At 54.9% G+C, this 11,832-nt stretch carries 11 protein-coding genes; 5 read left to right on the forward strand and 6 right to left on the reverse strand.

What is annotated here, in order from left to right; genetic code table 11:
- Positions 1-896 precede the first annotated feature (896 nt).
- Positions 897-2,231 carry a hemolysin family protein gene (locus tag VPK24_RS05855; protein ID WP_393011256.1) on the reverse strand — a complete coding sequence of 445 codons (1,335 nt, stop codon included), beginning with the start codon at positions 2,229-2,231 and terminating at the stop codon, positions 897-899.
- 30 nt (positions 2,232-2,261) lie between these two features.
- Here VPK24_RS05855 and VPK24_RS05860 point away from each other — a divergent pair, with 30 nt between their 5' ends.
- On the forward strand, positions 2,262-2,438 hold the full coding sequence (locus VPK24_RS05860; protein ID WP_393011257.1) for a hypothetical protein: 177 nt from the start codon (positions 2,262-2,264) through the stop codon (positions 2,436-2,438).
- An 8-nt stretch (positions 2,439-2,446) separates the two neighbouring features.
- On the opposite strand, the gene VPK24_RS05865 is transcribed toward VPK24_RS05860, so the two are convergent.
- Positions 2,447-3,016 (reverse strand): Uma2 family endonuclease, encoded by a 570-nt coding sequence (locus tag VPK24_RS05865; protein ID WP_393011259.1) that lies wholly within the window; start codon positions 3,014-3,016, stop codon positions 2,447-2,449.
- A 282-nt stretch (positions 3,017-3,298) separates the two neighbouring features.
- Between VPK24_RS05865 and VPK24_RS05870 the strand changes: the two genes are divergently transcribed.
- Together VPK24_RS05870 and VPK24_RS05875 are read left to right on the forward strand one after the other, a co-directional pair.
- The gene (locus VPK24_RS05870) at positions 3,299-3,466 is read left to right on the forward strand and encodes a hypothetical protein (RefSeq protein ID WP_393011261.1); all 168 of its coding nucleotides are present in this window, start codon (positions 3,299-3,301) and stop codon (positions 3,464-3,466) included.
- A 354-nt stretch (positions 3,467-3,820) separates the two neighbouring features.
- Positions 3,821-4,609 carry a transposase gene (locus VPK24_RS05875; RefSeq protein WP_393011385.1) on the forward strand — a complete coding sequence of 263 codons (789 nt, stop codon included), beginning with the start codon at positions 3,821-3,823 and terminating at the stop codon, positions 4,607-4,609.
- Positions 4,610-4,725: 116 nt separating this feature from the next.
- Here VPK24_RS05875 and VPK24_RS05880 read toward each other — a convergent pair whose 3' ends face one another.
- The 4 genes from VPK24_RS05880 to rpsP form a co-directional block, all read right to left on the reverse strand.
- Positions 4,726-7,101, reverse strand: coding sequence for an NACHT domain-containing protein (locus VPK24_RS05880; RefSeq protein WP_393011263.1), 2,376 nt, complete (start codon positions 7,099-7,101; stop codon positions 4,726-4,728).
- A gap of 117 nt (positions 7,102-7,218) precedes the next feature.
- Entirely contained in the window at positions 7,219-8,175 is a 957-nt protein-coding gene (locus tag VPK24_RS05885; protein ID WP_393011265.1) for a PhoH family protein, read from the reverse strand.
- Positions 8,176-8,177: 2 nt separating this feature from the next.
- Positions 8,178-8,552, reverse strand: coding sequence for a KH domain-containing protein (locus tag VPK24_RS05890; protein WP_099533797.1), 375 nt, complete (start codon positions 8,550-8,552; stop codon positions 8,178-8,180).
- A 166-nt stretch (positions 8,553-8,718) separates the two neighbouring features.
- Entirely contained in the window at positions 8,719-8,976 is a 258-nt protein-coding gene (gene rpsP / locus VPK24_RS05895) for a 30S ribosomal protein S16 (protein WP_099533799.1), read from the reverse strand.
- Between the two features lie 441 nt (positions 8,977-9,417).
- On the opposite strand from rpsP, the gene bchM reads away from it, so the two are divergent.
- Complete coding sequence (bchM, locus tag VPK24_RS05900; protein ID WP_393011268.1) at positions 9,418-10,122, forward strand: magnesium protoporphyrin IX methyltransferase; 705 nt, start codon at positions 9,418-9,420, stop codon at positions 10,120-10,122.
- A gap of 1,410 nt (positions 10,123-11,532) precedes the next feature.
- Positions 11,533-11,733 (forward strand): replication restart DNA helicase PriA, encoded by a 201-nt coding sequence (locus VPK24_RS05905; protein WP_234406970.1) that lies wholly within the window; start codon positions 11,533-11,535, stop codon positions 11,731-11,733.
- Positions 11,734-11,832 lie beyond the last annotated feature (99 nt).

Consider the following 11,832-nt stretch of genomic DNA (forward strand, 5'->3'; position numbering starts at 1 on the left):
TCCAGCCCCTAGCGGCCACTGCCTCACCGGTCGGTTGCGATTCCGGCTCGATCGACTAGGCTAAAAACTGGATCCTGAGTTCGAGAGAAACAGACCGTCTCCCCGAAGAATTTTGGCCGTTTCCAAGAAAATTTTTGGGCTGGACTATCTATTTCTTCTTCTCCTTCTTATTTTTTAAATAGATAGTAGTAGTAGGGCCCTGTGGAAATGTGGAAAACTCAAAAAAATCCTTATTCCATAAACCTTTCAGCGATCACACCCTGTGGAAAACCCTGTGGAAAAAGGGGGGGTGTTTTTCCACAGGGTATTTATACCTAGTCAAGTTTTCCACAGACACTTTTTTTTTTCCACAGAAAGAGGGGTATTTTTCCACAGGTTTTCCACAGAATAGGGGTACTTTTCCACAGGTTTTCCACAGGTTTTGCCCCGATCGGGCAGTTTTCCACAAGGGGGTCAGGTAATCACCCCTTACCTGATAAAGCACAATTTGTTATATAGTTGAAGGTTTTGAATTTTGCAATTTGCCCACAATTGATGGGCAGCTTAAATTTGGTTTTGAATAGTTGATCCAAAATCTATCAGAGCATATTTTGAATATAGTACATTAATTAACTGCGAAAGTTGCCCGATCGGGAAATGGGTCGATCGGGAAATGGGTCGAATCGAAATTCATCAAAAAATCTTGGAGGCGATCACGGTTGGGGTGATCGATTCGTGATCAATCCGTTCATTAACCCGCTGACCAACTGGTCAACCCAATACACCTGGAATGCACCTGGATCGACCCCGACAACACCGCCCATCCCATCAAGACACTGTGACAGTTGCCCAGCGCGATCGCCCTCGGCCCCAAGGGATTTAAGTGATTTAAGCGTGATCCTGAGGTCGTGCTTCTGTTAATGAGCCGTGGGCGGCTCTGAAGCGCTGGGAGCCGTGCTGGGTTTGGAAACCAGGATTTTATCAACCCGGTTGCCATCCATATCCACCACCTCAAACCGGAAGCCATTCCAGTGAAATGTGTCCGTGGCCTTGGGAATGTGGCCCAACGAAGCAATCACGAAGCCCGCCACGGTTTGGTAGCGTCCTTCCCGCTCACCAGGCAGTTCAGCCATATCCAATTCATCGCGCATCCGCTCGATCGCCAACATCCCATCCACCAGCCAGGAACCATCCTCCCGCTGCACCACCTTGGGCGTGTCTTCCTCATCCACATCGGTTAGGTCGCCCACGATCGCTTCGAGCATGTCGTTGATCGTCACCAGCCCTTGCACCACGCCGTACTCATCCACCACCAAGGCAATATGCAGACCCGTTTCGCGGAACATCTCCAAAATTCGCAACGTGCCCGTGGTTTCTGGCACAATCAACGGCTGACGCAGGCAATCCGTTAAATTCAGGGTCTGATTCATCAGGGTTTGGGCCAACAGGTCGTTCACCTGAATGAACCCAACGACCTCATCCAAACTGTCGCGACAAACGGGGAAGCGTTGGTGGTGGCTGTTGATGATTTGCTCGATCGTCTCGTGCAAAGGCGCATCCAAATCCAGCCACACCACCTCTCGGCGGGAAGTCATCACGGAGCTGACGGGGCGATCGCCCAGAGACAACACCCGCTCTACAATTTCCTGCTCGGCTTCTTCGACCGTGCCCGCTTCCGTGCCCTGTTGCAACAGCAGCTTAATTTCTTCTTCCGTCACCTGCGGCTCGCTGGAAACCGTGGTTCCGAGCGATCGCACAATTAGATCCGTGGAATGGCTCAACAAATAGACCACCGGAGCCGTAATCCGCGACAGCCACCGCATCGGTAGCGCCACATTGGCCGCAATCTGTTCCGGATTGCCCAGGGCCAGCCGCTTGGGAACCAGCTCGCCCACCACCAACGAAAGATAAGTAATGCCCGCCACGGTGATCACCACCGACAGGGCCCCGCTCATGGGAGCGAGGGGTGGCACGGCTTCCAGGATTGGCCGCAACTCCGCCGACAAAGAAGCACCCCCAAAAGTCCCCGTGAGGATGCCGATCAGGGTGATGCCAATCTGGATGGTGGATAAAAACTGGTTGGGCGATTCTGCCAGGGCCAGGGCTGCGCGAGCCGCTCGATCGCCCCGTTCCGCTCGGTTTTGCAGGCGCGTCTTGCGGGACGAGACGATCGCCATTTCCGACATTGAAAAAATCCCGTTCGCAACCGTCAAGGCCGCAACGATCGCCAGTTCGGTAAGGGCAGAACTCATACGGGACGAGACAACAACATCGGTGATGGCTTGCCGGCCGGGCAAGAAGCGGGCGATCGCCCAGAGGGGGCAAATTTACACCGTAATCCTACTACTTCTTATCCCGTCTTGCCCCGATGTGGCTTCGGCGTTGCCGCCGGCCTGGGGGCGATCGCGGCGGCTCGGGCTTGCATGGGTTCAGTTGCGATCAACCCAACTCGAACCTAGGCGATCGGTTATTGATCCGATTCTTCATCAAAAACCGGTGGCCATAGCTCGGCGATCGGGAGTTCCCAACCGGGCAACAGGTCTGGCAATTGCATCACGTCCCCATTGCCCAAAACTTGGCTGAAACCATCGGGCCGATAGAGTTCCACGATTTCCCGATCAGGGTCCACCAGCAGGGCCACCTCAGCGCCCTGCTCTAAATACATGGTGAGTTTTTCGCGCAACTTCACCACCCGATCGCTATGGGATTTAATTTCCACCACCAAGTTGGGCACAACCTCCGCAAAATATCGAACACTGCGGGGCATTCTGACCCGAGAAACATAGGACACATCTGGAGCGGTCAGGTCACTATTCGGCAAAATAAAGCCACCGCTAGAGTCAAATACCATTCCGAGCCGACGCGGATTAATCCAAACTTGCAGGAAATAGCAGAATCGTGCCCCAATCAGGCTAGAAACGATATCTGAAGGGCCCATGACAAGCACTGCTCCGTCTCGTAATTCCACCTGACAGGCTTGGCCGCGATCGACCATATAAGCCTGGATCGATTGCAAATCCGCGATCGTCATGGCCATGGGCACAGTCTCCGGGAAAACGCTTGAGGCTCGGGGCTTGATTTGATTGTAAGCATTCGATCACGGGGCGATCGCCCCTCGCCGATCGCTCAAACGAGCGATAACCGACGATTGAGCACGGCCCAACCGATCGGGGGTTGTCGTTGCTTCGCGATGGGTGGCGGTAAATCGACAAACCGTAGGGTGAGTGGGAGAACGCTTTCGGGGTGATGATTTGGCTGGTTTGTCTCCCACGCACCGGTCGATCGCCTCTCGGGATCACGAGTCGGTTTTCTTGCGGCAATGGCAGCGGTGCGTAGGGCACAAACCCTGACTGGCCGGGCGATCGTAGCGATCGATTGCCGGTTGCCGCCGGCCCATCAACCGATTTGGCAGGTCAGTTTCAGTCCCGATCGGGACTATGCGATCGCCTCAGCGGTGTTGCTCTGTTGGCCGGCCAATCCCGGTTGATGATGCCCACAAAACCCGCCGAAAATCCCACCAACTCCCGTAGGGGCGCATCGCCATGCGCCCTCCGATACGCCAGATCTGCAAGCGCAAACCGATTGGGAATTGGTGGCGATCGGTCAACCCTGGCGGAGGGCGTACGGCGGTACGCCCCTACGAAAAACCCGTTAATTGTCGGGGGCGGTAGGGTGTGTGGGAGAACGTTTTCGGGGTGATGATTTGGCTGGTTTGACTCCCACGCACCGTCGATCGCCTCTCGGGATCACGAGGTCGTTTTTCTGCGTCAATGGCAGCGGTGCGTAGGGCACAAACCCAATGATGGGTATCCGCGAACCGTTGCCCTACAGACCTGTGACGATGCGATCACTCAGAAATTTACAAGCCCGGTATTGCTATCACATCACCATGCGTTGCAACAACCGAGAATTTCGACTGACTCGATCGACCTGCCGAGAATTGTTGCTGTATGCGATTCGTCGCTGTCAGAGCATTTTTGGCTTCAAGCTCTATGCCCTCTGCATCATGAGCAACCACATTCATTACCTGATTGAACCCAAAGCACCCACAGACTTGCCGAAGATTATGCACTGGCTGAATTGGTACACCGCCATGTGCTTTAACCGGTTGCTGAAGCGTACCGGCCACTTTTGGGAAAAGCGCTACCACAGCACCGGATTTCCTGTGGCCGATCGCCGTCGTGCTCTCAACACCCTGCGATACATCCACGCCAACCCCAAGGCGGCGGGCATCCAAGCGGGCTTTTTCTATGACTTCAGCAACTACGGCATTTATGACCGACTGGGCCATGACGGCCTTAGCCAGTGGCATCCGGCTTTTTTGAGCTTGGGGGCTACCCTCGAACTCTGTGCTGCTGCCTATCGCAAATTTTGTAAACACTATCGCCCTAAGGCCAAACCCGAAAGCCGCAACCATTGGGGTTCCAAGCTGCTGGCGAACTTGCGGGCCCGAGGCAAGCCTAACCCCAAGCACAGCCCCGGTCAGCGATCGCTGTGGCAGGACTGGGACTGTCCGAGTGATGAAATTCGTGACGTTGCACAACGATTTGTGTTGGCCAATTGCTACGACCCAGCGACGACCCAACTGCAATGGGGCCTCGACTCAGAGCCGCCCGATCCCGAAACGTAGGGCAGCGATCGTCACAAACCAGACAGCAAAGGAGGTTCAAACGGTGCCAGGTAACGGATCGCTGAAAGGCAGGAAAATCATGGATAATTAACGCCTTTACAAATCGCAAAAAATCCCTAGGACTGTGGCCTGCTACAGTTCACAAGTCTCGATGCGAGAGAAGAGAACCACCCATCCTCCCAAAGCCCCCGGGGAAACCGCCAATACCGGGGAAATTCTCCTTTAGGTGAGAGACGGGGATTCATCTTTAGTTCGTTGCGGCTCTTCCAGTCGTCATTCTCTCGCCATCTCACTCGCGTGCCAAAGTCCTCCCAAATCTTATCACCCGGATACTTGCCATCCAGCTTGGCTCCACAGGCGACGTAGATCTCCTTTTGCACCGAAAAGCCAAATTGGCCCTGGCTGTGTTTCACCCACAAGCGATCAATGGCCAACAACTCCTCGCAGGGAAAGTTCAATAGCTCCTCACTCGTGAACCAATCCCCTTCTTCCTTGCCCACCGTCGTGATCATCAGCCGATAGGTTTCGTCGTCGGCCCCTTTCCAGTTACCCGCAATCATCAGGGCTTCTAGTTTGGCGTAGCGGGCATGGGTAGCGGCTGGTTTCAACCGCTCCAAGGTTTCCAGCTCCGCAGCAGATAAGCGTTGACGATCGATCAGCGGCCAGCTTTCAGCAAACAATTGCGGGGCCTGTTGCGCCGTCAGCTCCATAAAGCTGAGGGGATGCTTCAGCAGTTCGACATAGAGCAACAGAGTCGGTTTCCAGGTTTCCAACCCAAGGCGATCAGTAATTAAGCTTTCGTCGCGTCGCCGCACCAGTTCCGAAGCAGTTAGGAATTCCTGGAAGCCCAAATGGGCAAATTCATAGACCTCATCATGCTTCACCAGCAGCTCGCTAACATCCACCATTTGCGCCAAGAAATCCGCTGCATTCACATCAAAATTACGCTCAGTGAAAGCAGCTTGCATGATGCCCAATAAGTCGTCTTTTTCAATTTGTTTGTGAGCCGATTCTCGGGCATCCGCCGTGGCCCGTAGCATCATCTCCAGCGCCACTCGCTGCAACACTTCGCGCCGCTGATCGATCGAATCCAACAACAACTCAATATTGCGGGCTTGGGGTCGCCAACCAAGCTGAATTTCACAAATTTCTCGATAGAGTTGCGATCTCCGACTGGGCAGATCGGCACTTTGCTTGATGCTATGAAAGCGACAAATCATGTTCAGCATCAACGGATTACGCGGCAAGCGGCCCAAGTCCTCGGGACGCGCGGTGATTGCCTGCCATAGGCGATCGGCATCTCGCTCTGCAAACAATCGCTGATCGCGGGTGGGGCGATCGCCCTGACAAGCTCGACTGAGATACCACTGATGAATAAAGAGTTGTTGTTGGTGGAGTTCAAATTCTTCAACAACATAGGTTTCGGGTTTGTCGCGAAAATCTTCGGTGTAGGCCCGGGGACGCGAGGTGATGATGAACACCGCATCGGGATACTGCCGCATTTGGTCGCTTAACCATTGGCTGACCACGGGGCGATCGCCTGCTGGCACTTCATCAAACCCATCAAACATCACCAATGCTGTACCTTGGTTCAGCAAATTGGCGGCCCAACTGGGGGGCGGATTGAGTGCTTTGCCGCCGGGCAATCCTGGCAAGTGGTAATGGGTCAGCAAGTCTGGCAAGTTGGGCGGATTTTCTTTGGTTAATTCCCGCCGACAATCCTTCAGAAACAACAAAAATGGGATGAGTTTAGGCGCACCTTTTTGGCGATAGGTTCCCTTGCCATAAACATAGGCCACATGTTTGAGCAAGGTAGTTTTGCCCGAGCCGCCCAAGGCCCGCAGCGCTAAGTGGCGGTTCGCCGCGCCGCGATCGACCCGCTTGAGCAAATCCCAAATTTCGCCTTTACCCGGTGAGCGATCGTTTGCGTTCTGTGACCATCGCTCGGGGCGATCGCCCGTCACCATGTAAACCGGTGTGAGATTCAGCGGCACAAAGACCTTTTCCAGTTCCGGGCGAAACAGCATTGATCGCTCACCCCGATCCAAGCCCACGGGAATATCTTGTTGGCAATCTTGGGCTTGCCGCTTCAGATATTGGGCCTCAAAGTCGGACAGTTGCCATTTCAGGGTTTCATTGAGCGCATCGAGCCACGCCACCAATGCGCTGGCATCCTTTTTGGCGCGATCGGCGTAGATTTCCGATAGTTGCTCAATGAAGTTTTTGCTATAGATACCCCACACGGCCGTGACCAGTGTTACCCCAGCAGTCACTACCGCCTGTGTCCATTCCTGCTTCAGCAAAAACCCCCCAAACAGCCAGCCGCTCCCACCCAGCGGCATCCACTGAATCAAGGGCTGCACGATTTGCCGCTGCACAAAGCGCCGTTCTGAGGTGGGGCGGCCCTTCGCTTCCGGTGTGGCCGACTTCGATTCTTGGGCTTTTTCGTCCTGCTTGGGTTCCGGCTGAGGCGCAGCAGATTCGTTCGGCATCACGAGTGAGAGAGGCGAGACTTAAGCCAATTATGCCGAATCACGGATTTTGATGAGAGACAGGCGATCGGGAAGGCTTGTGAGCGGCGAAGTGGCTGCGGTGTGCAGAAAGTTGCCCTACTGCCCGGATTCGTGGCGTTCGTAGGCGGTGACGATCCGTTGAACCAGCGGATGGCGCACCACATCGGCGCGGGTCAGTTCACAAAAGGCGATCCCTTCAACATTTTTGAGAATCCGTTGGGCGATCGCCATGCCCGAGGTTTGGTGCTCCGGCAAGTCGGTTTGGGTAATGTCGCCAGTCACGACCATGCGCGATCGAAACCCCAGCCGCGTCAACACCATCTTCATTTGGGCCGGCGTGGTGTTTTGGGCCTCATCCAAAATCACAAAGGCATTGTTCAGGGTGCGACCGCGCATATAAGCCAACGGAGCCACTTCCACAATGCCCCGCTCCATCAGGTTGGCCACCTTTTCCGGGTCGATCAGTTCGTATAGCGCGTCGTAGAGCGGGCGCAGATACGGATCAATTTTTTGTTGCAGGTCGCCGGGCAGGAACCCCAGCCGCTCGCCCGCTTCCACGGCGGGACGGGTGAGGATCAGGCGCTCAAATTCGCCGGCCAGCAACGCTTGCACAGCAATCAGGGCAGCGAGGAAGGTTTTGCCCGTGCCCGCCGGGCCGGTGCAGAAGATCAGGTCGTGATTGCGGATGGCTTTGATGTAGCGCTGTTGGCGAAAGGTTTTGGCGCGGATGTTGTCGCCGCGTCGGGTGCGGGCGATCGAGTCCTGGTGCAAGTCCGCCAGCTCACCGAGCCGATCGGTTTCGATCGCCCGTTTCGCCGTCAGCACATCCGCTTCATCAATCCGCTGCCCGGCGCTCCAATAGATTTCTAAGGCCTTGACGACTTGTTGGCACAGGGCGATCGCCTTGTCGGGCCCAGTGATCACCAACTCTTGGCCGCGCATCACCAGGGTTGTGCCCGTGTGCTTGGCCAGGGCCTTGAGGGTTTCCTCGCGATGGCCCGCCAGGGTGACGGCGCTGGTGCTGCTGCCCAGGTCGATCGACAGGGGAGACACCGCTACCGCCCTCGGTTGGGTCGATCGGGTCGCGATCGCCGTCGGTCACCCCCGCGATCGCCCCGGCCCCGGCCGTTGCCGTCCTCTGAGGGGCCCTCGCCCAAGCTGTAGCCGCCATACACGTCCAAAAAGGCCGCGCGACCTTCATGGTGGGCCGCCAAGTCCAAAACCGTGCGGATTGATTGGATGGTTTTGCCGCTGCGCCCAAACACCCGTCCCCGATCGGCCGGGTCAAAGGCCACCCGCAGCCAAACGTTGTTGCCCGTATGCTCGCAGTCAATCCGCAAAGCATCGGGCACTTCCAGCAACGGTTCAATCAGGTATTGCACAAGCCCCTCGTAGTCGATCGAGGGGCTTGGATTCGTCGAAGTTGTCAAGCGGAACTCCGGCTACTCGAAAATGATTAGGGGCAAAGCCACCGGGGCGATGAACGCGATTCAGTGGGGCGATCGCCCGAGCCTTGCCAAACAACAGGGGCAGGCTGCCGGCCAGTCGGGAAGGGAGAGGAATCTCGACAGACCAGAAAACTGCACCTCCAACCCACTAGGCGTTAGCGGCCTTCAGTTGCTCAAAAATGTTGGCCTTTTCAAAGATGCTGCGCACGGTGTCGGTGGGTTGAGCACCAGACTTCAGACGCTCGATGATCCGAGGCACTTCCAAGCGCGTTTCGTTCGTGCGGGGATTATAGAAACCCAGTTCTTCCAGGGCGCGACCATCGCGGCGCGAGGTACTTTGCATCACCACGATGCGATAGCTGACTTCGCGTTTTTTGCCGAGGCGCTTGAGGCGAATCTTAACCATGGGGGCTGTTGCAACCGAATCGAGTGTAACGACTGTCGTTTTTGGGAGCAAACGACAAAAGACAAAACTTGATTCTACGCGCTGAAGCCAGATCGAGGCTAGGGGGTGGCCAGGATTTTTTCGGCGATCGCGGCTGCGGGTCTCTCTATAATCAAATGCGGCAATGAATTTTGCGGCAATTAATGCGGCATTAAATTTTGCTCATTTGCGGCCATTTGCGGCAATGAATTCGGTGCAGCAGTCACGCAATGCAGCGGTCAATGATGGCGATCCACAGCAGTCGCCATTCGGCCATAGTTGCCTTGCCCATCAGCGCCCATGGGTGACCACCCGTGCCACTGGTGACGATCCACGCCGACCCACGGCCAGGCCCTGGCGACCATCCTGGCCCTTAGCATCCAACTTTTGAGATCACTCTACCCAAGATTTACGCAATTCCCTATGAGCAGCGCCACCAGCAACAAGGGCAACGACAAGGCCATCGTCAAGGACTATTTCAACACCACTGGTTTCGATCGCTGGCGGCGCATCTATGGCGACGGCGACGTGAACAAGGTGCAACGCGACATCCGCGAAGGGCATCAACGCACGGTGGACACGGTGGTCTATTGGCTGAAGCAAGGGAGCAAACTGGCGGGCCAAACCATCTGTGATGCGGGTTGCGGCGTGGGTTCCCTGAGTGTGCCGTTGGCGGAGTTAGGGGCGATCGTTTCGGGTAGTGATATTTCCGAGGCGATGATCGGTGAGGCCAAGGAGCGCGCGGCCAAGCTGAACTTGGGCGATCGCCTGAGTTTTGAAGTGAAGGATCTTGAGGCGATCGAGGGTTCCTACGACACCGTGATTTGTTTGGATGTGTTGATTCACTATCCCGACCAAGACATTGAAAAAATGATTGGGCATTTGGCCAGCCTTGCCCAGTCGAAGCTAATCCTCAGCTTTGCGCCCAAGAGTCCGGTTTATGTGCTGTTGAAAAAAATTGGCGAGCTGTTCCCCGGCCCCAGCAAAACCACGCGCGCCTATTTGCACCCGGTGCGGGATGTGGTGCGGATTTTGCGGGCCAATGGGTTTGAGGTTAATCGGCGGGAGTTCATTGGCTCCCAGTTCTATTTCTCGCAAATTCTGGAGGCGGTCCGCCCACAGGAATAGGCGCGAGCAATCCGTGGGGCAACAAAATTCAGCGCGGCTCGATCGGGATGTAATTCACCAGTTACATCCCACCCAGTGGTGTTCCAGCCGCTCAACCCCACCAACTACAACCCAGCAACCCGATCGCAAATCGGAGTGGGGCAAGGGGCTGAGGGCTTGTTGTCATTTCCATCACCGTAGGGGTTGGATCTCCCAACCCTAGCCCGGGCGATCGCCACAACCCTGTCCACCTCTGGGAACACCCAAGGATCACGGGAACTGGGCGGGGAGACCCCGCCCCTACGACTAATTGGTTTGAAGAACGAGGTCAGCGGGTTTCAGGCGATTTGACGACAGGCCCTAAGCCCCTTGTTACGACGACCGTGGGTGACGACTGCGGGCATGGAAAATTAACCATCTCTCACTGATTCCAAATTGCAAACTTTTTGCTAAAAACTGATCGCTCACCCACAAAATGCTTCACGGCCCTTTTAGGTGGAAATTCCCTAGAAAAGCTTAAGAAAACCAAAACTTTTAACAGAGATAAACAGAATTGAAGTTTCATCAAAAGTAGGTAAAACAATATTAAGTAGAACACCAATCCCAATTTTGATCAGATCCCAACATTGCATTGACCCAGATCACAGATTTTTAGCTTCACCTTTGTCATGACGACCCGATCGAGTCAGTCATAGTTTCCGTCTGAACAGTTGCAGGCCGCCGCTTCTCTTGAGAGAAGAGTTTGCCGAAATGCCGGCTGAGTTTTGAGTGGGACTCACTTGGTATCAGAGGTAACCAATTAGGGATCGCGTCATTCGGAGGAACCGATGTCTTTAAATTGAAAGGAATTGTTGCTAAATTCCCCCGATCCCCGATCGGCTATTCCATAATGCTAATAACGAGAATGAATTAACCCCTCGATTCCATGATTGGTTTTGATCACCCTTATCTCCTGCTCTCAAAACCAGTTGCATCGCCTCTGAAATTGCTTTTTAAGGCATTCTTCCGCTGAGGTTTGTGGTCGGTTGGCCGCCGGCCATTCACTGAATTTGTTGAAGTTATTGACAGTTCTATCTGCGAGGTCGTGAGGAGTCGAAAACGACGGAAATGCTCGAGAACAGCCCTTTCAGCCCTCTACCGCTTGAACTGGGCTAATTGAATTGGGCTAATGGATATCGCGCTCAAATGGATTCCGTCGTTTTTTGAGTTTTCTTGGTCAACAGGATGACTCGGCTCATATCTGTGTTGTTTTTCGTTGTTTTTCGTTTCCAATCGCGTTTTTTTATCACTGGATGTGAAGGATCGATCGCCCGGCTTCGGTGCTCCCGCCGCAAATCTTCCTTGCCTTGGGGGGGCGATCGCGCCTTCAGCCCATCCGCCGTTTAGACAAGCCCGTCGATGCCTCGGTTTAGTTCCTCAAATTTTTGCCAGATGGTGACCACAATGCTGACCGTAGAAACGATTTACTGCCCCAACTGTGGTTCGCGTGCAGAGCGTCATCGAATTCGCACGAGCAACGTGATTCGCACCCAGTGCCATGCCTGTGACTATTTGATGGTGACTTGCTCGCTCACGGCTCGGGTGTTGGAAGCCTACGCGCCGGGCATTGCGATCGCCCAACGATCGGCTTGAGTTTTTGCCCAATTCATCATTCGCCCAATTCATTCAGCCCAGAACTGGGTGGATTGGGCTGGTGAATCGGGATGGTTCATCCAGTGCCTTAATTCAGCG

It is taken from the genome of Limnothrix redekei LRLZ20PSL1 (assembly GCF_043235035.1).
In the GTDB taxonomy this organism is placed as follows: Bacteria; Cyanobacteriota; Cyanobacteriia; order CACIAM-69d; family CACIAM-69d; genus CACIAM-69d.